Annotated in this window: 24 protein-coding genes; 8 read left to right on the top strand and 16 right to left on the bottom strand. The window is 61.7% G+C overall.

Annotation, left to right across the window (positions count from 1 at the left end):
* Positions 1 to 13 precede the first annotated feature (13 nt).
* The 5 genes from BTUS_RS01805 (at position 14) to BTUS_RS01785 (ending at position 4,922) form a co-directional block, all read left to right on the top strand.
* Positions 14 to 1,342 (top strand): RNA-guided endonuclease InsQ/TnpB family protein, encoded by a 1,329-nt coding sequence (locus BTUS_RS01805; protein ID WP_013074421.1) that lies wholly within the window; start codon positions 14 to 16, stop codon positions 1,340 to 1,342.
* The gene (locus BTUS_RS01800) at positions 1,343 to 1,759 is read left to right on the top strand and encodes a hypothetical protein (RefSeq protein ID WP_013074420.1); all 417 of its coding nucleotides are present in this window, start codon (positions 1,343 to 1,345) and stop codon (positions 1,757 to 1,759) included.
* Positions 1,760 to 1,802: 43 nt separating this feature from the next.
* A complete protein-coding gene (locus BTUS_RS01795) occupies positions 1,803 to 2,099 on the top strand; it encodes a hypothetical protein (RefSeq protein WP_013074419.1) in 297 nt (98 codons plus the stop codon).
* 321 nt (positions 2,100 to 2,420) lie between these two features.
* Positions 2,421 to 4,118, top strand: a complete 1,698-nt coding sequence (gene copC / locus BTUS_RS01790) for a copper homeostasis periplasmic binding protein CopC (protein ID WP_013074418.1) — start codon at positions 2,421 to 2,423, stop codon at positions 4,116 to 4,118.
* Between the two features lie 123 nt (positions 4,119 to 4,241).
* Positions 4,242 to 4,922: a YcnI family copper-binding membrane protein gene (locus BTUS_RS01785; RefSeq protein WP_245543347.1), complete on the top strand. Its 681-nt coding sequence runs from the start codon at positions 4,242 to 4,244 to the stop codon at positions 4,920 to 4,922.
* Between the two features lie 9 nt (positions 4,923 to 4,931).
* On the opposite strand, the gene BTUS_RS01780 is transcribed toward BTUS_RS01785, so the two are convergent.
* The 5 genes from BTUS_RS01780 to BTUS_RS19385 form a co-directional block, all read right to left on the bottom strand.
* Positions 4,932 to 5,183, bottom strand: coding sequence for a rhodanese-like domain-containing protein (locus tag BTUS_RS01780; RefSeq protein ID WP_280990927.1), 252 nt, complete (start codon positions 5,181 to 5,183; stop codon positions 4,932 to 4,934).
* 44 nt (positions 5,184 to 5,227) lie between these two features.
* Positions 5,228 to 6,433, bottom strand: coding sequence for an acyl-CoA dehydrogenase family protein (locus BTUS_RS01775; protein WP_013074415.1), 1,206 nt, complete (start codon positions 6,431 to 6,433; stop codon positions 5,228 to 5,230).
* Between the two features lie 211 nt (positions 6,434 to 6,644).
* Positions 6,645 to 7,949, bottom strand: coding sequence for a CaiB/BaiF CoA transferase family protein (locus tag BTUS_RS01770; protein ID WP_123809372.1), 1,305 nt, complete (start codon positions 7,947 to 7,949; stop codon positions 6,645 to 6,647).
* Between the two features lie 330 nt (positions 7,950 to 8,279).
* Entirely contained in the window at positions 8,280 to 9,581 is a 1,302-nt protein-coding gene (locus BTUS_RS01765; RefSeq protein WP_013074413.1) for a transposase, read from the bottom strand.
* Between the two features lie 609 nt (positions 9,582 to 10,190).
* A complete protein-coding gene (locus BTUS_RS19385; protein ID WP_456152083.1) occupies positions 10,191 to 10,493 on the bottom strand; it encodes a hypothetical protein in 303 nt (100 codons plus the stop codon).
* 19 nt (positions 10,494 to 10,512) lie between these two features.
* Here BTUS_RS19385 and thiC point away from each other — a divergent pair, with 19 nt between their 5' ends.
* Together thiC and BTUS_RS01750 are read left to right on the top strand one after the other, a co-directional pair.
* Positions 10,513 to 12,297, top strand: a complete 1,785-nt coding sequence (gene thiC / locus BTUS_RS01755) for a phosphomethylpyrimidine synthase ThiC (RefSeq protein ID WP_013074412.1) — start codon at positions 10,513 to 10,515, stop codon at positions 12,295 to 12,297.
* Positions 12,298 to 12,492: 195 nt separating this feature from the next.
* Complete coding sequence (locus BTUS_RS01750) at positions 12,493 to 13,332, top strand: amidohydrolase family protein (protein ID WP_013074411.1); 840 nt, start codon at positions 12,493 to 12,495, stop codon at positions 13,330 to 13,332.
* On the opposite strand, the gene BTUS_RS01745 is transcribed toward BTUS_RS01750, so the two are convergent.
* The 6 genes from BTUS_RS01745 to BTUS_RS01720 are packed head-to-tail and all read right to left on the bottom strand — an operon-like array spanning position 13,333 to position 18,709.
* Positions 13,333 to 14,163 carry an HAD family hydrolase gene (locus tag BTUS_RS01745; protein WP_013074410.1) on the bottom strand — a complete coding sequence of 277 codons (831 nt, stop codon included), beginning with the start codon at positions 14,161 to 14,163 and terminating at the stop codon, positions 13,333 to 13,335.
* A gap of 13 nt (positions 14,164 to 14,176) precedes the next feature.
* Positions 14,177 to 14,938, bottom strand: a complete 762-nt coding sequence (locus BTUS_RS01740) for an ABC transporter permease (RefSeq protein ID WP_013074409.1) — start codon at positions 14,936 to 14,938, stop codon at positions 14,177 to 14,179.
* A 1-nt stretch (position 14,939) separates the two neighbouring features.
* Positions 14,940 to 15,938: an ABC transporter ATP-binding protein gene (locus BTUS_RS01735; RefSeq protein ID WP_013074408.1), complete on the bottom strand. Its 999-nt coding sequence runs from the start codon at positions 15,936 to 15,938 to the stop codon at positions 14,940 to 14,942.
* Positions 15,939 to 15,953: 15 nt separating this feature from the next.
* Positions 15,954 to 16,589, bottom strand: coding sequence for a TrkA C-terminal domain-containing protein (locus BTUS_RS01730; RefSeq protein ID WP_041303579.1), 636 nt, complete (start codon positions 16,587 to 16,589; stop codon positions 15,954 to 15,956).
* Between the two features lie 34 nt (positions 16,590 to 16,623).
* Positions 16,624 to 17,424, bottom strand: a complete 801-nt coding sequence (locus tag BTUS_RS01725; RefSeq protein WP_013074406.1) for a sucrose-6F-phosphate phosphohydrolase — start codon at positions 17,422 to 17,424, stop codon at positions 16,624 to 16,626.
* Between the two features lie 16 nt (positions 17,425 to 17,440).
* Positions 17,441 to 18,709, bottom strand: coding sequence for a glycosyltransferase (locus BTUS_RS01720; protein WP_013074405.1), 1,269 nt, complete (start codon positions 18,707 to 18,709; stop codon positions 17,441 to 17,443).
* A 159-nt stretch (positions 18,710 to 18,868) separates the two neighbouring features.
* Here BTUS_RS01720 and BTUS_RS01715 point away from each other — a divergent pair, with 159 nt between their 5' ends.
* A complete protein-coding gene (locus tag BTUS_RS01715) occupies positions 18,869 to 19,504 on the top strand; it encodes a Uma2 family endonuclease (protein ID WP_041303577.1) in 636 nt (211 codons plus the stop codon).
* Between the two features lie 65 nt (positions 19,505 to 19,569).
* Here the strand turns inward: BTUS_RS01715 and BTUS_RS01710 are convergent, their stop codons facing one another.
* From BTUS_RS01710 to BTUS_RS01690, 5 genes are all read right to left on the bottom strand, one after another.
* A complete protein-coding gene (locus BTUS_RS01710) occupies positions 19,570 to 20,532 on the bottom strand; it encodes an aldo/keto reductase family protein (protein ID WP_013074403.1) in 963 nt (320 codons plus the stop codon).
* A gap of 119 nt (positions 20,533 to 20,651) precedes the next feature.
* A complete protein-coding gene (locus tag BTUS_RS01705; RefSeq protein WP_013074402.1) occupies positions 20,652 to 21,653 on the bottom strand; it encodes a zinc-dependent alcohol dehydrogenase family protein in 1,002 nt (333 codons plus the stop codon).
* A 53-nt stretch (positions 21,654 to 21,706) separates the two neighbouring features.
* Entirely contained in the window at positions 21,707 to 24,244 is a 2,538-nt protein-coding gene (locus tag BTUS_RS01700) for a beta-mannosidase (protein WP_013074401.1), read from the bottom strand.
* A gap of 102 nt (positions 24,245 to 24,346) precedes the next feature.
* Complete coding sequence (locus BTUS_RS01695; protein WP_041303575.1) at positions 24,347 to 24,703, bottom strand: toprim domain-containing protein; 357 nt, start codon at positions 24,701 to 24,703, stop codon at positions 24,347 to 24,349.
* Between the two features lie 50 nt (positions 24,704 to 24,753).
* Positions 24,754 to 25,581, bottom strand: coding sequence for an aldo/keto reductase (locus BTUS_RS01690; protein ID WP_041304683.1), 828 nt, complete (start codon positions 25,579 to 25,581; stop codon positions 24,754 to 24,756).
* Between the last annotated feature and the right edge of the window lie 37 nt (positions 25,582 to 25,618).

Genomic DNA, 25,618 nt, shown 5'->3' with positions numbered 1-25,618 from the left:
GGACGCCTTCTTGGTGGAGTACGCGCAGGTGAAGTGCCTCAAGGATCTGGGGTATAAACGGAGAATTCGAGATGAACGGGTGGCCGCCGGGTTTGTGAGTCCCTTTGGTCTTCAGGCCCGGCAGTGGAAGCTGGCTTTGGAAGACGCCTTATGGACCTTGGAGCGACAGTGGGAAGCGGCGATTGCTGAGGTGCGGGACCGCCTTTACCGCAACGGAGGGTTAACCCCGAAGGAACGGGATTACGCCTTCTGGTTGCTGGACAAGTTCGGGGACAGGCCCCGGGATTGGAGAAAGATTGAGGCGATTTTTCGGGATGAGGATCTGGCCGGGAAAAAGACCGAATTGGAGCCGGCCGGGCGGAAGAAGATCCGCCACGGGCTGAAGCGGCTGTTTCGCCGGGTCCTGGGAAAGAGGCCGCGGGTCAGGAAAGCCCGGAGTTTTGTTGTGGACCAGCAGATGTACCGAGTGTTCATGGTGGGCAACCGGCAGTATGTGGCGGTGATGGGGTTGTCCCCGGGAAAAAGGATCGTGATCCCCCTTGCCGGGATTCACAAGCTGAGGGGCAATCTGCGGGTGGTTCTGCTGCCGGACGAACAGGCGGTGGAGATTCATATGAGCCGGGAGCCGAAGACCTACCCGGCTGGGGAGGAAGAGGCGGGAATCGACCTGGGAGTCACCGAAGTTCTGACGGACGACTCGGGGAAGAAGTATCGGCCGGAGTACGGCCAGGCCCTGCAAGAGATGTCGGACCACGTGCTGGACAAAGGACGGAAACGCCAGAAGCTGTGGGCGTTGTATCGCAAAAACCGGGAGCGGGACCCGGGAAAGGCCAGGCGAATCCGGCGGCACAACCTGGGGCTGGTGAAACAGCACAAGCGACACAGGCGGTACCGGGCGTGGTGCGAGAACGAGATCAACCGGGCGTTTCGGGCGTTTTTTCGGGAACGCCGGCCGAGGGTGATCGCCTACGAAGATTTGTCCCACCTGCGGGGGAAGGCGAGGAACAAGGGGCTGTCCCGCAAGGTGAGCCAGTGGCAACGGCAGGCGATCCGGGGGCGACTGGAATACTTGTGTCATGTTTATTCCATAACCGATCCGGGACCAGTGAACGCCGCTTATACGAGCCAGACCTGTCCCTGTCCCGGATGCGGGTGGGTGGACGGCAAGAATCGCAACGGTGATTCGTTCCGGTGCCAAAAGTGCGGATATGAAGGAGATGCGGACCATGTGGCGGCGGCCAATGTGAAGGGGCGTCTTCGCGACCAAGAGATCACAAAGTACACCCCACACAAAGAAGTCAAAAGAATTTTGCTGAAGCGCTACTGGGAGAACCACGCATGAATGAATCAGAGTTCCCGGGATGTTCCCGGGAGGACGGGACAGGGACAGGCCGGGCGGGAGAAAGACCATGAGGGCGTGCGGGGGTTGGCGAAGGCCGCACGGAACACGGCTTTGACGATGAGGCGCAAGCGGAGCGCCGCCGGGTGGCTGATCCTGGGGGGTTCGGCAAAACGGCCTTCCGGGTTGGCGAAACCGATCCCTGTCCTGCCGGTGGGAGACGCGCAAGCGTCGAGGGACCACCCCGCCGTTTGGAAACTGTCGGTGTCGGGCGCTGGTCGGCGGACGACCGGATGGTACTGTTTCGGGCGGGACTCCAGATGCTCGGCCCCAGGGCCTCGCCAATCGGGTCTTCGGGGAGCAGCCAGCCTCTCGGAGAGCGTAAACTGCTTTGCTGTTAAGTCTGTCAATGTTTTATAGAAGGTGATAGCAAAAATGAAACAGGGTGGCCAAAAGGGTAGGATTGGACGAGAACTGGTTAAACGATGGTGTGAAGGGTTTCTTTTACGGAACGCCGCCGCAAACGGTCATTGCCGAATTTCCCGGTCTCCGGGTTTATTCGGTAACGCCGGAGTACATGGTTGCCATGAAGGCTGTAGCGGGGCGTGCGGAAGACGTTCGCGACCTGAAACATCTGGTGAAATTTCTTCGGCTTGAAAATGCGGAACAAGTGCTGAAAATCGTGGAAAAATATGTTCCACCGCGCTTGCTGGTACCGAAAATCCAGTATATCGTCGAGGCTCTGTTTGAAGACGAATAGGGACGGAACGTCTCCTCGCCATCAGGGGAAGTGCGAGAGGGTGTAATCCCTCTCATTTTATTGTAGGGATACGCGCCCCCCTCGTTATGAAATGATTGGGCAGGGTGAAATTAGCCGGGACCCGGTGTAGCCAGATGCTGTCACCGTCGGAACCGGTTCTTTTCTGCTTGCGCCACTTCAGCTTGGGAATTTGGTATGGGGGACGGTCCCCACAATGACCCGAAAGGGCTATTGTTGGTCCGGCGAACGGAAAGCTATACTGAACCTGCCCAGGGTCAAATACGCCTGAAGGCAAGGGCTTGGGGCGGGGAGTTTTCGTTCATGGGCAACAGGAGCGGGGAGCGAGGCATGGAGCGGCGGAGGACGCGACTGCGGCGGATCCTGTGGGGATGGGTGTTGATCGCGCTGTTGGGGGGCCTTTTCCCCCCGGCGGCCTGGGCTCATGCGTATCTCGTGAAAGCCAGCCCAGCGCCCGACAGCGTCGTCGCGGCGCCCCCGTCGCACATTCAACTGTGGTTCAGCGAGCCCTTGGAATCGAGGTTCGCCAGTGTCACGGTGCTGGACCCCGGCGGGAAGAGGGTGGCTACCGGTCCCCCGGCGGCCGATCCCCGGGACGGGAGTTCGCTGGTCGTACCTCTGGAAGGAACGTCCGAACGCGGCACGTACACGGTGCACTGGCGGGTCGTCTCGGCGGACGGTCATCCGGTGGAGGGGAATTTTGTCTTTTCCGTCGGAACGGTTTCGGCCGCACCGGCGGGGGGAGCGGAGACGGCCGGAGGTCCGCCTCCGTTGGGGGTTGTGGCCCGGGGATTGCAATGGGCGGCCCTGCTGACCCTGCCGGGGCTGATCGGGTTCTGGCGGGTCCTGGCCCGCCGGAAGGGGGAGATCCCGGCACCGCCGGCGGAGGCGGTCCGGAGGGTCACCGCATGGACGGCGACGGCCGTTCTGGCAGCCAGTCTGCTCCGGTTGCCGGTGGAGACGCACATTCAGGGAGAGCTTCCCTTTTGGGGCGAAGCGTGGAGTCCGGCCCAGTGGGCGGTTCTGATCGGCAACAGCTCATTCGGCGCGGTCTTTGTGGAGCAGATCCCCCTGCTGTTTTTGCTGGTTCTCGCCGCCTGGCGACGGGATGCCGGGGAGCGGTGGCTCCGTCCGGGCCCGGGGGGCGATCTGTGGCTCTTCCCCGCCTTCGGGGTTCTGCTTCCCATGGCCCTGGCCGGTCATGCCCGGACCAGTGTGACCCCGGCCTTCGACGTCCCGGTAGACATGTTGCACCTCGGGGCCGCCGGGTGGTGGATCGGGGGGCTGGCCGGGATGGCCGTCTGGTGGCGGGCGACGGGGGCGGCCGGGCGGGAGTGGTATGCCGCGGTGCGCGCGGTCGGCTGGGGATTTGCGGGATCTTTGACCATCCTGGTGCTGACCGGGATGCGGGAGGGGGTTCTGCATGCCCCGACAGCGTTCAGCTTGACGCATACGGTTTGGGGAAAGGCGCTCCTGGTCAAACTCATGTTGGTCGCGGGGATGGCGATCCTCGCGGCCTGGCACGGCCTGCCGCTGTCGGGGCTGCCCCGGGAAGGGCGAGCAGCCGAATGGAGGGGCCGAACTCTCGTCGCCGAATGGGCCTTGGGGATGCTGGTGACGATCTGTGTCGCGGTCCTGACGTCATCCGCCCCCGCGCAATCGAATCCGGGTCCGCTCCATCTCGTTTTGGCCGAGAAAGCTGGAATCGCCGAAGTATGGGTGGAACCGAACCGGGCCGGCGTGAACCATCTGAGGCTGGAGCTGCGCGATCCGTCGGGACGGCCCCTGGCGGATCTGGAAACGGTTCGCGTCACCGTTTCGATGCCGAGCATGCCGGAGATGGGCGAGACGGAGGTGGCCCTTCGACCGGTCGGACCGGGACGGTACGAAGCCGGTGGGAGTTTCCTGTCCATGGGAGGCCGGTGGCAGATCCGGATTCACGGGTTGACCCGGAGCCTGGAGGACATCGATTGGAACACCGAATTTTCGGTGGGCCGGTAGGGCGGGGGTGTCGGGGACGGCCGGGTGCCGGATGAGCGGTGTCGGGGCGGGTCCGATTGTCGTGTCCGACGGGATTCGGCCGAGAAAATTTCCCGAGAAAATTTGAAAAGGATGGGGATGTCGATGAGACGTGTGCGGATGTCCGGGCCGCTCCGGGTTGCGGCGCTGATGGCCTTTTTTGTTCTGGTTTTCACCGGGGTGGCCAGCGCCCACGTCACCGTCTGGCCGAAGGAGAGCCGGCCGGGGGCGTGGGAGAAATACACGGTGCGCGTTCCGACGGAGAAAGACGTGCCGACGGTTAAAATCGTTCTCAAGGTGCCCGACGGCGTGTCCGTGGAATCTATGGAGCCGGTGCCGGGCTGGTCGTACGATCTGCAGAAGGAAAACGGGCGCGTCACGGCGGTCGTCTGGCAGGCGGCGGGAGAAGGAATCAAACCGGGAGAGTTTCAGGAATTTTCCTTCCAGGCCAAAAATCCGCAGCAGTCCGGCGAATTGTCGTGGAAGGCCTATCAATATTACAAAGACGGATCGGTTGTCGAGTGGACGGGCCCGCAGGACGAGAAGACGCCCGCGGCCGTCACCGTGGTGGGGACGCCGACCGCGGGCACATCCGCGGCCGGGCCGGCAGTCGGCGGAGAGGCCGGAACGCCGGCCGCCGGAGCGCCCGCGGCGCCGGCAGCGGGAGCGGGTGTACCGGCCTGGGCGCCCTGGACGGCTCTGGGGCTGTCGATCGTCTCGCTGATTCTTTCCCTCTTCGCGACGGTCAAGTCGGGCAGAAAAGGCGCCCCCGCGCCGAGGGGATAACCGGCCGTCCTACCCCTGCTCCACCGCGTTGCCGGCCCGGACCCAGCCCTCGATCCCGTCCGGCATGACGAACACATGGGGGTAACCCATCCTCTCGGCGCGCCTGGCCGCATGACGGGCCGCTCCACAGCCGGGATCCTTGCAATAAAAGACCAAAGTGACGTTTTTGTCCCCGGGCAGGTCACTTGCCGTGTAAGCCGCCGGATCGAGATTCACCTCGCCGGGCACGTGTCCCTTCACCCACCTGCGGCGGGGATTCACGTTGATGATGACGCTTTCACTTCAGCCGCATCATCGTTTTCACCCTACTCCCCGTCCACCTCAAAGGGCCAGGACGGCAACATCTTGTTCAGCGGCTTGTCCTCCCGGTATCCCAGGGCGTACTCCGCCTGCATAATGGTGTGAATCTCCCGGGTCCCTTCGTAGATCACAGGCGCCTTGGCGTTGCGCAGATACCGCTCCACCGGGTATTCGTTCGAGTATCCGTACGCCCCGTGGATCTGCACCGCGTCGCTGGCCGCCTCCCACGCGGCGTCGCAGGCCACCCATTTGGCCAGCGACACCTCCCGGGTGCAGCGCTGCCCTTGATTTTTCAGCCATCCCGCCTTCCACACCAAAAGCCGGGAGATCTCCAGGTTCGCCGCCATCTTCGCGATCATCTGCTGCACCAACTGGTGCCGCCCGATCTCCTGGCCGAAGGTCTCCCGCTCGTGGCTGTATTTCAGCGACGCCTCCAGGCAGGCCTGAATCGTCCCGCAGGCCCCCGCCGCCACGGTGAACCGCCCGTTGTCCAGGGCCGACATGGCGATCTTGAACCCCTCCCCCTCTTCGCCCAGCCGATTCTCCTCGGGCACCCACAGATCCTCAAAAATGATCTCCCCGGTATTCCCGGCCCGGATGCCGAGTTTCCCTTTGATCGGCCGACTGCTGAACCCCGGCCAAGTCCGCTCGACGATAAAGGCCGTGATACCGTGGTGTTTCTTCGTTTTGTCCGTGTAGGCAAACACCAAAAAATGATCCGCCACATCCGCCAGGGAGATCCAGATTTTCGACCCGTTCAGCCGATAGCCCTCGCCGTCCCGCACCGCCGTGGTCTGCATCGCCGCCACGTCCGACCCGGCCCCGGGCTCAGTCAGTCCAAAAGCCCCCAGCTTCTCCCCCTTGGCCTGGGGCACGAGATACTTTTGCTTCTGCTCCTCGGTGCCCCACTGCAGGAGAGTCATGGAATTCAGCCCGGTGTGCACCGACACCGCGGTGCGAAAAGCCGTGTCCCCCCGCTCCAACTCTTCACACACCAGAGCCAGGGTATTGTAATCCATTCCCGCCCCGCCGTAGGCCTGGGGAATGCACACGCCCATCAGGCCGAGCCCGGCGAGTTTGTCTAGGACGCTGCGTTCAAAATGATGGTTCTCGTCCCACTCTTTGATATACGGCATGATCTCCTTGTCCACAAAATCCCGCACCATGTCGCGAACGGCCATTTGCTCTTCTGTCAAACTAAAATCCAGCATGGTGTCTCTCCTTTTCTGTTCAGTCTGTTCGCCAGGCCGCCCATCTGTTTGGCCGGCCCACCGGTCTCTTTGGCTGGGCTCCGTCGATTTGGCCGGTTCTGGCAGGACCGACTTCTGCACGGCTGGCCCCCCGCCGCACGTCCCGGGGCCAAAGCCCTGGCAAGCACCTCGTTCCCGCGAGGCCGACCAGAGCGGCCACACCCTTCGCACCCTACCGCGAGTCGGATTCGGGCCTCTCCCCCGAAGCCCCGTCCCCCGAAGCCGGCCCCCTGCTCCCGCCCCGGCGAACGCTTCCACCCGCCTCCAGAGCTTCAATTTGCTCAAGCGTATAGCCGAGTTCCAACAAGATCTCCTCGGTATGCTCCCCCAGATCCGGAGGATGCCGCCGGATCTGCACCGGAGTTTCCGACAATTTTAACGGATTCGCCACCACCGGCACCTCCCCGGCGGACGGATGGACCAGACGGCGCACCATCTCTCGGGCCTGAACCTGGGGATCGGCGAACACCCGGTCCATCGTCTGGATGGGACCACAAGGAATCTCATGCTCCGCCAGAGCCGTCATCCACTCCCGCCCCGTCCGCGTTCGGAACCGCTCCTGAAGCATGGGGATCAGCACGTCGCGATTCTCCACCCGGCGGTCATTCGTGGCAAACCGGGGATCCTCCGCCCACTCCGGCACCCCCATCGTCTCGCACAACCGCCGGAATTGCCGGTCGTTGCCCACCGCCACGGCGATCTCCCCGTCCGCCGCCTCAAAAGTTTGATACGGCACGATGTTCGGGTGCTGGTTGCCATACCGCCGGGGGACATTGCCGCCCACCAAATAATTGCTGGCCACGTTCACCATGGCGGCGATCTGCACATCCATCAGCGCCAGGTCGATGTACTGCCCCACCCCGGTTCGCTCCTTCACCCGCAGCGCCGACACGATCCCCAGGGCGGCAAACAGTCCCGTGAAGACATCGGCCACCGCCACCCCGACTTTCATCGGCCGCCCGTCCGCCTCCCCGGTGATGCTCATCAGCCCCGACATGGCCTGGACGATAAAATCATATCCGGGCAGGTTCCGGTACGGCCCGGTTTGGCCGAATCCGCTGATTGAACAATAGACGAGATCCGGCCGGATCTTTTTGAGCTGGGCATATCCCACTCCCAGCTCCTCCGCCTTCCCCGGGCGAAAATTTTCGATCACCACATCACTGCGGGCGGCCAAGCGCCTGATGACCTCCAGCCCCTCGGCAGACTTGAGGTTAACGGCAATCGACCGCTTGTTCCGGTTCGCACAGAGATAGTACGCGCTGACATCGCCGGCAAAGGGAGGGCCCCAGCTCCGGGTCTCGTCCCCACCCCGGGGCGTCTCCACCTTGATCACTTCCGCCCCCAGGTCCCCCAGCAGCATCGTACAAAAGGGCCCGGCCAACACCCGGGAAAGATCGAATACCCGCACCCCCGCCAGGGGAGCGGCAACATCACCGGGTGGAATCGGCGCCCATTTTGGGGCCTCATCATTCATCCTCATTGCGGTATCCCCCGCCCGATCCAGCAACGTTTGTCAATCCGTCCCATCCCTTGCCACCTTCCTCGCTCCATACACAAAAGCCGCCTGCCATGTATCCTCATTGTGCACCCGCCCTGCCGGTCACGCAATACCGACAAGTGTCGAGCCTTTTTCGATGTCCCTTTTTCCCCGAACCTTCAGCACGAATCCCATCGGCGTGGCGAGTTTGGTATGTCCATTATCTGGTTTATCATCCACAGGTTGGATGGTTCAGGCCATGCTGAACCAGGGTCAGGTTCTTGGTTACCTGGCCCAGGAGCTCCACCTTCTACGATCGCGTTCCGTTTAGGACACGCTGCGAACCAAGCTCCTCATGCGTTCTTGCTGCTTCTCCCGCACCCTCCCCAATGCCATCGCCAGCATCACGCACAAAGCCAAGCCGCAGCGCAACCGCATCTTGGCCAGCCCACGAATGGTATGCCGTTCAAACCCAAACGAGACGTCCAAGCGACTGTTCACCCTCTCCACCGCCGTCCTGTACCGGTATTCCTTCGCCCATTTGTAGCTCTCCCGGGCAATCGGCGTGAAGATCCGCCGGTCCACTGCGAGCGGCACCCGCACCCCTCCGGCCACGGGGCACTGTTCCCGCCCTTGACACGTGATCCCGTACGCCTTGGCTGGACATACTTTTTTCAGCGTGCCCCGGTCTTTCTCGAACCCACCATTGCTCATCTGTTGCCGGGCCCCTGTCTCTGGACAGTAACAGTACACCGCTCCCCGTTCGTCATACACCACGTTCGTGTGTCCCGGTAACAACCGCGTTTGCTCCCCGTCTTTCCACAGTCGCCTCGTGTCGATCACGGGCTTGATCCCATATTCATCCCAGCAGCGACTCAAGAGTTTCGAGTCGTCGTACCCCCGATCGGCCGTCAGGACCTCGGCCTTTTTCAACATCTCCGGATGGCGTTTCTCCAACTCATCCAGCAGGACATGCCCTTCTTTGACGTCCGAGCGCGACCCCTTGGTCACCGTATACGCCACAGGCAATTCATGCTGAGCATCCACCACCAGGTGGAGCTTGTAGCCAAACCACCGGACCACTTTCTCCCATGTACTCCCGTCCTCGCGGGTCCCACGATAGGTTTTTACCCCGTATGCTGCATCCAGATCCCGCCGTCCGTCTTCCTTCTTTTCTTTCGAGGGACGGGACGCCCACGAGGCGATTGCCTTACTGTCCATCGCCAAACGACGCCCGAACTCCGGAAGTTCCTCACTCAGGGCCTTCACCAGCTCGTCGAACATCGATTCGATCCACGATCCGTGCTCCATCAAGCTGCGGAGAAATCGGGTGTAAGCGGCTGCGCTGGGAACTGCGCGCAACCCACAGATCGATCGCAACTGCCCGTTTCGAGAGAGTTCCCGACGTAAGCTCTCGATCGACGGGTGCTGAAACACGATTCCTGCCAACATCGAGTTCCACATCGCCCGTACCGGGTAGTCATCTCGTCCATGACCTCTCGATTTCTCCAGATGCGCCATGAGCGCTTCGTCCGGCAGATGTTCCAGAACCAGCCGGAGGCGTTCCAAGTCTCCAAGCGGCTCAATGTCTTCCCAGGAAAACAGTTCGAGTTGTGGTATAATGGCCATAGGGTGAGTCCTCCTTGTTGGATCATTTGTCTAACCACTATTCTAACAAAAGAGGACTCACCTGTCTTATTGGACTGGGGTGAATTTGCCCGAACCTATCCCTCCCCCCATTCAAAACCCCTGTCTTTCCTGGACCCCTTTGGGGGAAAGTTTTCTGGTCCCTTCTCCTTACCCCTTATCCCTCCTGGCCTTTTCGGCATCGAAAAAGGCTCGTGTCGGGCGCGCCTGTTTCTCCCCGCATCGACTGTAACCCCTCACCCGCATCGTTCGATCCTCAGGTCCCATCGCTCCCACAGACGTTTAGCAAGAATCGTACCAAAACGGATAGAAGCTCTTCACAGCAGCCCTTCGCGACCGGTTCACAGTGCGCGTGGATTTCTCAACGCGTCATAAACTTCCCCTGCTATTGATTCCAGAACCGAACAATCCGTGGGCGAATCATTCGTGTATCGTTGAATCACAGGCGAATCAGCCATGCCGCCCCACCTCCTCCCCGACCCGTTCCCTTGCCCCCGGAGCGCCCTTGTGCTATTCTCAAACCAGCACAACTGCACATCCACGGGAGCTCGGGGAGCCGGGCTGAGAGGGCAGCCGATCCGCTGCCGACCGTCAGAACCTGACCTGGGTAATGCCAGCGGAGGAACACTCGTCGTCGCTCAGCGCCGTGCCACAAAACACCGTTTTCGACACGCGTCCGCGCCAAACCGCCCCCGGTCCGGCGCGGTTTTTCTTTTCCTCGCCAATTCCGCCGGCCGGAGCCCAGACAGGTGCGACGGGATCTCCCCAGAGGAGCGGCAACGGAAGTTCCCCAGAGTGGCCGCCGCGCCGACCCAGCTTTCCGCACCGCGCACCGGGCGCCACCGGGTGAACGGTCGGGAACCCGCCGAGACCCTGGACGTGCAGCATGACCACCCCAAAGGAGGTCTCTTCCATGCCGAATCCAAACGGTCCCTTTGTACCGTCTTATGCCGGTCATTTTCCAGAAAGTCGCAAAGTGTATCTTCAAGGTTCTCGCCCGGACCTGCGGGTGCCGATGCGGGAAATCCATCTCTCCCCAACCGATGGCCTCTCGGGGCGGGAAAACAATCCGCCCCTTCGGGTGTACGACACGAGCGGCCCCTACACCGACCCGGATTATGTCCCGGACGTGCGCCGGGGCCTTCCACCCCTCCGCCGCCCGTGGATTCTCGAGCGCGGTGACGTCGAAGAATACGAAGGCCGCCGGGTGCTGCCCCAGGACGACGGGATGCGGCCCGACGACCCCCGGGCGAACCGCGAAGTGTTCCCCGGTCTCACGCGCAAACCCTTGCGGGCGAAGCCAGGCCGGGCAGTGACCCAGATGCATTATGCAAAACAAGGGATCATCACCCCGGAAATGGAATTCGTCGCCCTCCGGGAGAACCTGGATCCCGAATTCGTCCGCCAAGAGGTCGCCCGGGGCCGGGCCATCATTCCGGCGAACATCAACCACCCCGAGAGCGAGCCGATGATCATCGGACGGAATTTTCACGTGAAAATCAACGCAAACATCGGCAATTCGGCGGTATCCTCGTCCATTGAGGAAGAAGTGGAAAAGATGACCTGGGCCACCCTGTGGGGAGCGGATACGGTCATGGATCTATCCACGGGGCGCAATATCCATACGACGCGGGAGTGGATCATTCGCAACTCCCCGGTTCCCATCGGCACGGTCCCGATCTATCAAGCTTTGGAAAAAGTAGACGGCCGCCCGGAAGAGTTGACATGGGAGATCTACCGGGACACCCTCATCGAACAGGCGGAGCAGGGAGTGGATTATTTCACCATCCACGCCGGTGTCCTGTTGCGGTACATTCCTCTCACCGCCAAACGGGTGACGGGCATCGTCTCCCGGGGCGGATCGATCCTGGCGGCCTGGTGCCTGGCCCATCACCGGGAGAATTTTTTATACACCCATTTTGAAGAGATCTGCGAGATCCTGCGGGCCTATGACATCTCCGTGTCCCTGGGCGACGGCTTGCGTCCGGGCTCCATCGCCGACGCGAACGACGAGGCACAGTTCGCCGAATTGGAGACCCTCGGCGAACTCACCAAAATCGCGTGGAAACACGACGTTCAGGTGATGATCGAGGGCCCCGGGCACATTCCCATGCACAAAATCAAGGAAAACGTCGATCGGGAGATGGAAGTTTGCCAGGAAGCGCCCTTCTACACCCTGGGACCCCTGGTGACCGATATCGCCCCGGGGTATGACCACATCACCTCGGCCATCGGGGCCGCGATGATCGGCTGGTTCGGCACGGCCATGCTCTGCTACGTGACACCCAAAGAGCACCTCGGGCTGCCAAACAAACAGGATGTCAAGGACGGGGTCATCGCTTACAAAATCGCCGCCCACGCCGCAGATCTCGCCAAAGGCCACCCCGGCGCCCAGGCTTGGGACGACGCCCTATCGAAAGCGCGGTTTGAGTTCCGGTGGCGGGATCAGTTCCACCTTTCCCTGGACCCGCAGCGGGCCTATGCCTTCCACGACGAAACCCTCCCCGCCGAACCGGCAAAAACGGCTCATTTTTGCTCGATGTGCGGCCCGAAATTCTGCAGCATGCGCATCACCCAGGACATCCGGGAGTACGCGGCGAGCAGGGGCGTGGAGCTGAGCGAGGCCGTCGAAGTCGGGATGGCGGAGAAAGCCGAGGAGTTCCGGCGAAGCGGCGGCGACATCTACCGCCCGGTCTGATTCCCAAAGATATGACGCAGCCGGCGTCAAGACCTCCTTCCGCCTCCGGGCCATGGCCGGCCCGGGGGCATTTTTGTGCGCCCCTCCGCCGAGAGCCTTTTGTGAAGCGTTTGCGCACTTCGCCACCACTTTCTACGCGTTTCTAACTCTCGAATCATTTTGCTAAAATGGCTACAAAAAGGAGGCCTTCGTCGAATGATCGATGTGCACACCCACGCCTTCCCCGAACGGTTGATGAACGCGATCTACGCCTGGTTTCGCCGGGATGGCTGGAAGATTCCTTATGACGGCAAACAGACCGAAGAGCTCTTTGCAGAACACAGAAAGCAGGGAATAGAGCGATTCTTCGTCCTCTTGTACGCCCACAAACCGGGAATGGCGCGGTCCTTGAACGACTGGTTGGCGGACCTGGCGACGGTTCATCCCGAGGTCGTTCCCATCGGATGCGTCCACCAGGACGACGATGTCAGCGCGGAAACTGAGTATTGCTTGGGGGAACTGGGTTTTGCGGGAATGAAACTCCACTGCGCCGTGCAGCGGGTCTCCATGGACGACCCGAGACTCGATCCGCTGTATGAAACATTGATCGCTTTCAACAAGCCTTTGATCGTTCACGCCGGGACGGCCCCCCGGGACTACACCGGAACGGTGGGCGTTCGATTTTTCGCCCGGACCATGGACCGGTTTCCCGAACTTCGGGTTCAAGTGGCTCATTTCGGCCTGTACGAGACCGAATCTTTTGTGCGCCTCGCCGAGCAGCTGCCGAACGTCGTCTTTGACACGGCGGCCATCACCCCGGAAACACTCGACCACTGGCCTGGCCCCATGGGTTGGCCGCCCGCGGAGCAATGGGTGGAGTGGATCGAACGCCTGCCCGGACGTGTACTCTTTGGCAGCGACATTCCATTTTTAAACGGCCGGACCGATGTGAAAGCCTGGGTCGAGGGGCTGCCCCTGAGCCAGCAGGTCAAACAGGAGATTCTGGATACCAACGCCCGGCGGTTCTGGAATTTGACGGACCCCCCGCGCTCGTGATCAACACAAGTTCTGAGCAGAATTCCAGTGAACGAACAGGGACTCGATCCGTCTCTCGTGGTACGTGGCGTGCACCGGGTGGGGCACCCGGTGCGGGTCCAGAAAAAAGGTCCGGCATCCCCCGCGCCGGGCCGGCACCACGTCATTCCGGTAGTTGTCGCCCACCATGAGCACCTCGTCGAGGGAAGCGCCGAATTCGGCCGCCCACTCCCGCAACCGGGGGAGCAATCCCGCAGGTTTACCCGTGACAAAGGAGCAAACCTGAAACAGACCTTTCAAGCCGAGTTTTCCGATGATCGCCCGGCTATCCGGTTCGGGGCTGTTCGTGGCCAAGATCTGCACCACCCCTTCCCGGTTGCGAGCTTGGATGAACTCCCTCAGACCGGGCACTGTCCGGAGCGGCACCGCATCCTCCATCATATACGCCCGGGTAGCCAGGAAACTTTCCCTCAGCCGCTCGGGCGGCACCCGGTGCCACGCCGCCAGCGCGATCATCGACCACCAAAGGTCGCCGATGTACAACCAATCCCCCAGGTCCCGTTCTTGTTCCACGTCGTTCACCAGATCATCATAAAAGGCTGACCCCGCCTTTACCACCTCCCCCTCCCAGGTCATCAAACCCTTCGGGCCGCAGATCTGCCCCGTTCTTCCGTTGAAAAACATCCCCACCCGCAGAGGGTGGCGTTCTTCTTCCATATATTCCCAGTCCCGTTCAAACGCGCTCGGTCGGGGGGCCCCGGCAGCCAGAAGTTCACAATAACGGCGAAAATGGCTCCGATCCCGATACAAAGTCCCGTCCAGGTCATACACGATCATCCGAATGTCCGGCATCCCTTCGCCTCCCCTACCGAATCAATCGCCGACGCAACAAGATCACGGGCAGCCATGAAAGGGCTGCGGCCGCCACGGCCAACCACAGCGCATCCGCCCAGACATGAGTCCACGTGCCGAAGATCAACTCCCGGCACATGCGCACCCCATGCATCAGGGGGGTAAACCACGCCACCTCCTGCACCGCGGAAGGCAATCCCTCCAAGGGGAAGAAGATCCCGGAAAACACAAACATTGGAGTGATCAACAACGTGATGTAGTAATTAAAATGATCGATTTGAGGGACGAGGGTGGAAGCGGTCATGGCCAGGGCCGAAAAGACCAATCCCACGAGCAGAGCCGCGGGCGGAACCAGGAGGGCGGAATAATGCCACCCCGGCACAAACCCGAACACCTCCACCACCGTCAGGATGATCACCCCGACGATGGCCGCTTTGACTGCCCCATAAACCAGTTCCCCGACCGCCACTTCCTCCACGTTCACCGGGGTCGCAATCATGGCATCGAACGTCTTCTGAAACTCCATGCGGACAAAAGTTCCATAGGTCGATTCGAAAGTCGCCGCAAACATGGCCGTGGACGCCACAATCCCCGGAGCGATAAAGGCCGTGTACGAAACGCCGTCGATTCCGCCCACATAGCGAGTCATCCCCACGCCCATTCCCAAAAGATACAAAAAGGGTTCAAAAAAATTCGACACAAGGTTGTTCAACCAGTAGCGACGAAACACATCCATATTCCGGGCGAACACCGCCCATACCGCCCGCGCGCTCATCTCATCCCTCCCGGAGGGTCCGCCCGGTGAGTCGCAGGAACAGGTCGTCCAAAGTCGTGGGCCTGGAGAAAAAGCCCGCCCCGCCAAGTCCCATGGCCTTCAAACGCTCGCAGGCCGCGGTGGCCTCCTCGACGGACTCCGTATAGAGCAACAATCGATCTTCCGCCGATTCCCACCCGCGAATCCCTCGATTCCCGATTTGAACGACCCCGGCAGCCGTGTCGACTTCTAACCGCCTCAGCGCCTCTTGGTGCTGTGCCGGAGGCAGCATCACCTCTGCCGTCCAGGGCCCGGCGTGAGCTTCAATCAGACCCTGGGGCGATCCCTCGGCCAGAATGCGTCCCCCGTCCATGATGACGAGTCGGTCGCACAACCGGGCGGCTTCTTCCATGTAATGGGTGGTCAGGAGCAGCGTGACACCCCGGGTGCGCAGTTCCCGCATCTTGCTCCACACCAGCTGCCGGGCTTGGGGATCCAGCCCGGTGGTGGGTTCGTCCAGAATCAACAGCTCCGGATCGTTGATCAAGGCCCGGGCGATCACCAGCCGGCGTTTCATCCCCCCGGAGAGACTGTCCACCCGGGAATCCCGCCGCTCCGCCAACCCGACAAAATCCAGCAGCTGCTCCGCCCGTTCCCGGGCAATTCTCCGGGACAGGCCAAAATACCGGGCGAACACGAGCAGGTTCCGGATCACTGTGAAATCAGGATCCAGATTATCCTCTTGGGGAACCACGCCGATCCGGGCTTTGATCCGCCGCATCTCCGTGCGGACATCCATCCCCAGCACAAAAAGTTCCCCGGCGCTCAGGGGCGTGCGACCGTAAATCATCTTCATGGTCGTGGATTTCCCCGCCCCATTGGGGCCGAGCACCCCGAAACACTCGCCGCGCCGCACGAGCAAATCAATCCCCCGAACCGCCTGAAAATGGCCGTACTGCTTGACGAGTCCCCGGGCCCGCACCGCCGGGTCCCCGGGCCCTCGGTTGCTTTCTGCCGACACTGAGGCAACCTCCTGTCACACCTGGGGGCCGCTCCCCAGCAGCCGTTCCACCTGGGCCAGAGACCCGGGTTCGGCTATGAGCCAAAGCAGATCCCCGGCGGACAGGGGGGCCTCTCCGGCCGCGAGATTCATGGCCCGGTCCGACCGCTCGATGGATACCACCGTCGCCCCGGTCACGTTGCGAAAAGAGAGGTCCCTCAGGGTTTTTCCGATCACCGGAGAACCTTCGGGAATGGCCACGCAGTGAAGCAAATCGTGCAACACCACATACCGGTGAGAAGAATGTTGAATATCGTGAAGCACCTGGTCGATCTCGTTGTCAATCACCCGGCGTTTTTCCACCAATTCGGTCAAGCGGCGGTGCAACTCTTCCAGCGTGCGCTTAAAATGCATCTGGGACAGGAACAATTCAGCCGCCCGTTTCGACAACACCACGATTCCAACGCCGGGTTGCACCCGGACCACTTTCGCGGCATCGAGCACGGAGATCGCCCTGCGAATCGTTTCCGGCGACACGTTGTACTGACTGGCCAGGGTAGACCGACCGTGCAACTTCATGCCTTCCCTATACTCCTGGGACGCGATTTTTTGAGCAATATCCACAGCGATCTGCTCATAGCGAGAAAGACCCTCCGAATGGGGACCAGCCACAACCACGCACTCCTTCGCACAGTTTCCGGGGCTGTCAGGGCCCTTCCATGTTCGGACCCCCATACCAATGCTCCCATCCTTGCAGTATACCACAGGCGTAAGGTTTCGAGGCGATGTATACCCGGGGCGGCCAACGTTCTTCCCGCATCCCCTTATCGGCGTTTCCGACCAGCACAGCGGGAAAGCCGGCCAGAAGCAGGTCCCGGTCGTTTCCGTTGTCCCCACAGGCGAGGACCTTCCGCCAACCCAGCCGGCCCACGGCGTACCGGGCCGCCGCCCCCTTCCCCCCGGAAGCTGGAATTACGTCGATCCGACCCCGGCTCGTCAGAATCCGAACCGGTAAACCGGCTTCTTTCAACGCTTTCTCAACTTGAGCGACAACGCCTGGATCTCCATCCCACCTGCCGCTGATCCGCCCTTTCGGCCCCCGGGGATCTTCCCCGTCCACCGCGTCCACAGAAAAGCCCGGGACTCCTTCAAGGGCCCGGACCGCCTCCACCGGCCGCCAGGTTGCCAAGGCCCGGCTCCACCACCTCAAATCTTCTTCCCACTCCGTCCCGGAAACCGGCGAACCCTCGCCCCCCGCCCTCTCCCGGCCCGAACCTCCGCCGGGAGAACCCGAAGCGGGGAAAAAGATCCGACTCCCCACGTCGGTAATCAACGCTTCCGGCCGGGGCAGCCCCGCTTCCCGGATCAACTCCAGCGCCGAATCCAAGTATCGGCCGGTGGCATACACGAGCCCCCACTGCGGCCGCCCCTCCCGCCAACGCAAAAAGGCGGACAGACATTCGGAGGAACCGACCAACGTGTCATCCAGATCTGTGACGATCCCCATCTCCACCCGAGGCTGTTCAGGGGAGGACGACGGGCTGTTTGACGTAGCCCATATAGACTTCCACCACTTGCGGAGCGATGTTCGGCCAGAAAAACCTTCGCCGGGCATCCCGAGTCCCCTTTCTGCGAAAGGCGTTCCGAAGAGACGGACTCACCCATATTTCATCCATGGCTTGGACCAAGGCCCCGGAGTCCCGGGGTGGGACCAACCGGCCTGTGACCCCATCCTGAACGATATGGCGGAGACCTCCAACCCCGGAAGCGATCACGACGCCCCCCGCCGCCATGGCTTCTGCCGCCACCAAACCGAAGGATTCATACCAAGAGGGCACCACCACCATCGCCGCCCCCCGGTACAGCTGCGGCAATTTTTCGTTCTCCACCGGTCCCAAGTACCGAACCCGATCCGGCATCCTGGTCAACAGTTCGCCGAGTGCGGCGTGTGTCACCGTCCATCGCCGCCACTCCCGGCCTTCCCGATCCCCTCCTGCGACCCACAAATCCGGAACATCGGGATTCCGGGCCACCCACATGCTGTATGCGTCCAACAGTACACCGAGACCTTTCTCCTTCGCCAATCGGCCGACGTACAACACATAAGGCCGCCGATGTCCATTTGGATCCACGGGCACCCCGCAGTCCCGATCCGCCGTCTCATCCGTTGCCGACTCCACTTTCGGATCGACTATAAAATGTTCCCCCACCCCCGCCGGGATCACACTGATGGGCGCCGTCGCCGTCTTCCCGCAAAATTCCTTGGCATGCTCTCTCTCGGTTTCGGTGGTCACCACGACGTGATCGGCCTCCACCAAAATCGACCGTTCCTTCCAGAGCCTCTCCCAGTCCCACCTGCCCGTCTGAAGCCCTTTGACCATCCCCAGGGAATGCGGCGTGTAAATCAGCGGACAGTTCAGCTCCCGGCGCAGGACGCGCCCTAGGGCGCCTGACATCCAGTAGTGGGCGTGGACCAGATCATAAGGCCCACAAGTGGCGATCTTCGCCGATAATTCATGATAAAAAAGATCCAGCCGCTCATAGAGATCACCTTTCGGGAGATAGCCCCGCTTCCCGGCCGCCACCCGGATCACCCGGGCGCGATCCCCGAAAGTTTCTACCTCCGGCGCATCCTCCCGGGACCAGTGGGTGTAGACATCCACTTGATGCCCCAGGCGATCCAGGTGGATGCTGAGCTGATACACGTACTGATTCTGCCCGCCACTTTGGGTATCCCCAAGTGTCGCCAGAGGATCGCCGTGATCCGAAATCATGCAGACCCGAAGCCCCATCCTTCCACCCCCCTAAGCACCTTCCGACAACTTAATTTTATACATGAGTTGTCTGGATGTCAATTCGACCCGATTCGGGCCGTCTGTCGATAGGAGGCGGAAAGGATGTGCTACAATGGACATCGAAAAGATCGCCAGGCAGAGGAGGGGTGCGATGTTATGGGACAAAAGGAAAACCAACGGCCGACCCCGCAGCAAAAACCGTCGGTGGTTCGGGAAGGCGGAATGACCTACGACGATTACGCGGCCCTCGATGACGGAAACCGCTACGAATTGGCGGCGGGCCGCCTCGAGCTCATGAGTCCCTCCCCCTCACCCCGCCATCAACTGCTCAGCTATGAACTACTGAGGACATTGGCCGACACCTGTGAACGCGATTATATCATCCTAAACGCACCCATCGACTTGATTCTGTCGCCATCTGAAGTTCGCCAACCGGATCTTTTGCTGGTTCGCCAGGATCGCATCCACATTTTAACCGAACGCGGCGTGGAAGGTCCTCCCGATCTCGTTGTCGAAATTCTCTCACCCTCTACCCTGCAGAGAGACAAAGTGGACAAGGCGAAGGTTTATGCCTTTTACCGAATTCCCGAGTATTGGATCGTGGAACCGCAAACTTTCGTGCTCGAGCAATACATTCTGGAAAAGGAACGGTATGAACTGACCGCCGTCTACCATGGCGAAGAGCCGGTGAGTTCGCCGGGTATGCCTTGCATTTCTTTCACCATGCAAGCGATCGCCGAGCGGATCCCCGACATCGGGCCCCGCGCCGCCGGGACTAAGTCGAATCCTTGACACCTCCCGCCGGCCCTCTGGCTCCGGGCCGGCGGCCGCCTCCCGCCCGCCGGCCTGAAGTCCTGTTATCCCGCCGCACCTAAGATGCGGTCGATCTCCCGCAGCGCCTCCTCGGGCAGCACCACCCCCGCGGCCTTGACATTTTCCTCCACCTGCTCGGGCCGGGAAGCCCCCACCAAGGCGCTGGACACTTCCGGCAGCCGCAACACCCACGCCAACGCCATCCGCGCCAAAGTCAGGTCGTACCGGCGGGCGACGGCCGCCAGCTCCTCCACCTTTTGCAAGATTTCCGGTTGCAGGTATCGGCGCATAAACGCCTGCACCTCCGGCGTGGCCCCCCGGCTGCCCGCCGGCGGCTGCTGGCCCGGGCGGTATTTGCCCGTGAGGACCCCTTGCCCAAGGGGCGAAAACACCACCTGGCCGATTCCCTCCCGGGCGCACAAGGGGATCACCTCGGCTTCGATGCCGCGATTGAGCATATTGTACAGCGGCTGGCTCGCCACAAACCGGTGCAACCCCAACTCCTTCTGCAGGCGCACCCCATCGGCAATTTGCACCGGCGACCATTCACTGAACCCGGCGTACAAAATCTTCCCCTGGGTGATCAGGTCATCGATAGCCCGGAGGGTCTCCTCCAAGTCTGTCTCCGGGTCAAACCGGTGGCAATAGAAAATATCCACATAATCCACCCCAAGGGCGGTCAAACTTTTCTCCACCTCGCCGATGATGTGTTTACGGCTGAGTCCTCGATCATTGGGTCCGGCTCCCACCGGCCAAAAGGCCTTCGTCGTCACCACATAGCTCTCCCGGGGGTACTCCCGCAGGGCCCGGCCCAACACCCGCTCGGCGGCATGGGGTTCCGCCCCGTACACATTGGCGCAGTCGAAATGATTGATCCCCAACTCAAAAGCTTTATGTACACAGGCCTCGGCTGTCCGCTCTTCAGTCACCGTCCCATAGGTCAGCCAGCTTCCCAAGGCAATCGCCGAAACCTTGAGTCCACTCTTTCCCAGCCTTCGGTATTCCATCCTTTGAGCCCCCCTCATCAAAAAAATCGCCCGGCGGCACCCGGGCCTCTTTTAGTTTATCACAGGAAAATCCGCGAAAGGGTGCGGCTGACACGGGGTCGGCCAGCGCCGACACCCCGTCAGAAAACCACTTGAACTTTGAGCAACTCCGGCGCTTTCGGGCGTCCCAGAAATTCGGGAAGCTCCTCCAAGGGGATCGTTTTCGACAGCAAAGGCTTCACCTGGATCCTTCCCGCCGCCACCCACTCCAGGGCGGGCAGAAACGTGTGGTTAATGGCCATACTGCCGATCAGCGTCCAGTCCCGCCGATACAGATCAAAAGGGCTCAGGGAGATTTTCGCCCTTTTGGGCGCCACGCCGAACTGCAAGAACTTTCCCGCCGGCCCGAGAAACCGCAAGGCCGTTTCAATCACCGCCGGCGCTCCAGTGGCATCCACCACCGCGTCAAACGACTCCAGCTCCCCGCCGAGCTCCTTCTCCAGGGCCGCCGCTAGCACCGTCCGGGTGGCGCCAAACCGTCGGGCCAGCGCCAATTTCCCCGGGTCGACATCCACGGCGGTCAACTCCGCCGCCCCGGCGTGGACCAGCGCTTGCACCAACTGCTGGCCCATCGCCCCGGCTCCGAAGAGGAGCACCCGTTCCCCCGGGCGAAGATTCAGCCGGTTTATCCCGTGTACCACGCAGGCCACCGGTTCCACGAACGCCCCTTCTTGAAAACTAAGCGCATCCGGAAGCCGAAAAGCGGAAGACTCGGGTACCGCCACCTGTTCGGCGAACCCGCCGGGTACCGTGGTGCCGATACCACCCCAGTTTTCACAGTGATTTCCCCGGTTCGTGAGACAATAGCGGCAGCGCCCGCAAAACAGCGACGGGTCCACCGCCACCCGATCCCCTACCGCAAGGGACGTCACAGCCGGGCCCACCTTCGCCACCACGCCGGCGAACTCGTGCCCGGGGATGATCGGGTAACTGCCCAGAGAATCTCCCTCAAAGATATGAAAATCTGTCCCGCAAATCCCCGCCGCTTTGACGGAGACCACCACTTCACCCGGGCCCGGCTCGGGTTCCGGGACTTCTCGGATCACCGCCCGCCCCGGCTCGGGGATCACCATCGCCTTCATCGCACTCCCCTCCCTCCGCGCGCTGTCGATTGCAGGCTGCCCGCCCGACGGGCTTACCGGGCGATCTCCACCATCACCGGCGCCCCATTCAGACACCGCGCCGTCACCCGGCGAAGCTCCCCGGACACCCCGGCGGTCACTTTCACCACCCGGCTCTCTCCGGCTGCCAGGTCAAAAAAATTCTCCTCGAACACCGCCGGTTTTCCCGGCACCTCCAGGACGATCATCCGGGCGTGGACGTCAACCCGGACCCGAACCTCCCGCCCGCCCTCCAGAATCTCCACCTCAAGGGAAGCTTGGGGCAGGTCCATGTCTTTTTGATCGCACAGGTACACCCACCGTTCCGGGGTGCGCCCCGTCTGGGACCGCAGGGCCACCGCCACCCGCCGGACGTCCGCCCCGCCCAGCCACTCCTCCGGGGCGAGCCTGGCAATCTCCACCCGGCCTCCCGCAGGCACCCGAATCGGCCACTGCGCCATTTTCAAGCGAGTTCCGTGAAAGTCGACCAGCTCCATCGTCACCTCATCGCTCAAGGGGTCCGGACCGTCCCACACCGCGTGTAAAATCCATTCCGTTTCCTTCACCTCCAGGGTTAACAGGTACGGGTGGAAAAACCGCCGGGCATAGTAGTAAGCCGCCTTGGGCAGGCCCTCGTAATCGATGATACTCCAGCTGATCCCCGGCCAGCAGTCGTTCAGTTGCCAAATTAACGCCCCGGAGGTGGCGAACTTTCGCCGGCGGTAGTGTTCCACCGCCAACCGGAGCCCTTCGGCCTGGGTGAGCATGGAGTTCATCCCATACTCCTCAAAGGTCTGCGGCACGCCGGTGTACCCCGCCATCACCAACACCGCCGTCTGCGGATGAGCGTCTTTGTTCCGGTACGCCATCTCCCGGCTCCCCCACTCCAGACCGCCGTCGGGAAGCCATTTTCCCAGTGTATAGCGGTTGGCCGCCGCCTGAATGCCAAACTCGCTGACAAAGCGCGCGGTATCTTTCAGGTACTGTTTGAACGACACGCCCTGAACGCTGCGATCCACCCGCTCGGGCTCCCCGAAGTGGCGGGGGTACACCTGTCCGTGCCACACCTGCCAATTGTGCCGGTCCCCCTCCTCGGCGCTGTTGTGGTCGGCCCCGCCGTAGGGCGAGCTGGGCCAGTACGGCCGGTCCGGATCCAGGCGCCGCAGCACCTCGGGGATCAAACGGTGGTAAATCCGCTCCCCGTAAAACGGTTCCCGGAGCCGGCCGTCGGAAACCATCATTTCCCAGAGCCACTCATTCTCATTGTTGCCGCACCACAGGGCCAAACACGGATGACCCCGCAGCCGGCGAACCACCGTTTCCACTTCGGCTCTTACATTTTCCATAAAATCCTTATTATAGTCCGGATACAGGGCACAGGCGAACATGAAGTCCTGCCACACCAAGATACCCAGCCGGTCGCATGTTTCGTAAAAGATGTCCGGTTCGTAGAGTCCGCCTCCCCATACCCGGATCATGTTCATTCCCGCCTGCCCGGCTGCCTCCAGAAGCCCAGCGATGCGCTCTTCCGTCACCGCCCCGGGAAACTGATCCGCGGGGATCCAGTTCGCCCCCTTGGCAAAGATCGGCCGACCGTTGAGCATAAAGGTAAACCGGGGTTCACCATCCTCCTCCCGGCGCAGGGTCAATGTGCGCAGCCCGGCCCCCTGTTCCCGGCGGTCCAACTCCTCTCCCCGGACAATCAGGGCGACCTGCAACCGGTAGAGGTGGGGTTCACCGAGGTCCCGGGTCCACCACAGTTTTGGCCGCAACACTTCCAGATCCACCGATGCCCTTTCTCCGATCACCGGCGCCTCGCCCTCGGCGGCCTTGCGCTCCCCATCCCGGAGGACAATCCGCACCCGGGCATCTTCCTTCCCCTCGGGATCCCCCGGGCGAAGGATCTCCACCTCCACGGGCCATTTCGCCCAGCCCTCGCCAATAAATGGAGTCCTGGGATTCACGGACTGAATCCGCCAACCCCGATGCCGGCGAAGCACCACGGGCCGCCAAATTCCGCAGGGAACGATGTTGGGCCCCCAATCCCAACCAAAATGGCTCTGCGCTTTCCTAACCCACACCCGGTCGCGGTTGAAAGCCGCCCACAACCCGTGATCCTTCTCTTTGACCGCCAGGGCCACGGGGTCGAATTTCACCGCCACCACATTGTCCCCGGCCACCAGTTCCCGGGTCACGTCGAAGCTCGCCGGGACGAACATGTTGGCGTGGCTCCCGAGCTCCCGACCGTTGAGATAGATCGTGGCCAAGGTGTCCAGCCCTTCGAACACCAACTCCAACGTCTCCCCCGCGCGGAGTGACCCTTCATCCATAAAAAAATGGCCCCGGTACCACCACACCCGTTCTTCCACCCAACGGGTGCGCCGGTCGTTGTGTCCATAAAATGGGTGAGGAATGACCCCGGCTCGATGCAGGGTCGTGTGCACATCTCCGGGCACCTCCGCCGGGAGCCAGAAATGATCGATGTAATCCCGGGCAGCTACTTCGGTATCCCGGGTCCCTCCCGGCTCAAACCCCTCGATGCGCCACTCTGTGATCGCCCGTTCTTCCCTCACTCCAACCACCTCGGCTTTTCTCCATAACAAAAGAAGCGGACAGACCTCTGCCTATCTCCGCTTCCCGTCACGCCCCCATGCCGACGAATCGCCCGGGGGCCTTTACTCATCCCAGCCCGGACCCAGCACCCCGGCCTTTTCTAACTGTCGTTCAAGATACTCCAAGGGTGTGCCCTCCACTCCGGCATACCCCGCTTTGGTATAAACGTGAAGGGCATCCGGAAACACCTCGGACAACAGCCCCCGGATCCTCCGACCCGACGGGTCATTGTCTGTCAAAATCACCGCTTGCCGGCGCCCCACCTGCTTCTGCAGCGCCATGAGCCGCCGGTGACCGGGAATCCCGTTCGTACACAGTATCATCACGTCCGCGGGCAGGATTCGACGCAACCTCGCCCGATCGTGTTTTCCTTCCACCAGAATGGCGAAACGCTCTTCCTCGCGGTCGATGCCTTTCATAGATCCAGCATACCACGCCGGGACCGGAAATGCCTTGCCCGTACCCTGCCTCAAAAATGAAAATTGTCCGGATCGGGCCCCACCCGCTGGTCGCGATTCAACCCATCCAGGGCCGCCACATCCTCGGGGGCGAGCTCAAAATCGAACACCTTGGCATTGTCCCGGATCCGTTCGGGATGGGAAGATTTTGGAATGGTCACCACTTGGTGTTCCAGGTCCCACCGAAGGATGATCTGGGCCGGGGTCTTTCCGTATTTTTCTGCCAACCCTCGCACCGTCGGCTCGTCGAACAGGTGACCCCGCATGAGAGGGCTCCAGGCCTCCAATTGAATCCCGTGCTCCCGGCAAAAGGACAAAAGGGTTTTTTGGGTCAGACGGGGGTGAAATTCCACCTGGTTGACCGCCGGCCGAATCTCGGCATCCGCCATGAGGTCCTGCAAATGGTGGATCTGAAAGTTGCTTACTCCAATTGCCCGGACCCAACCGTCGCGATACAGTTTTTCCATCGCCCGCCACGTCTCTTTGTAACGACCCTTCACCGGCCAGTGGATGAGGTACAAGTCCACATACTCCACCCCCAGCCGCCGCCGGCTCTCTTCAAAAGCTTTTAGGGTGGAATCGTACCCCTGATCGCTGTTCCACACCTTCGTCGTGAGAAACACCTGCTCCCGGGGCACTCCGCTCTCCCGGACCGCCCGGCCTACTCCCGTTTCATTCTGATACATCGCCGCGGTGTCGACGCTGCGGTACCCCGCCTCCAAAGCGGCTCGCACCGCACGCTCCACCTCCTCGCCCTCCTTGGTTTTGTACACCCCCAGGCCAAGCCAAGGCATCGCGACGCCGTTGTTGAGAACCGCCCTATCCGACAATCCCCGAATCACCTTCATCCCTCCGCCATCTCTGCTTCATGCCGTC

This window comes from Kyrpidia tusciae DSM 2912, from assembly GCF_000092905.1.
Taxonomy (GTDB): domain Bacteria; phylum Bacillota; class Bacilli; order Kyrpidiales; family Kyrpidiaceae; genus Kyrpidia; species Kyrpidia tusciae.
This window is presented reverse-complemented; position numbering and strand designations above follow the sequence as displayed.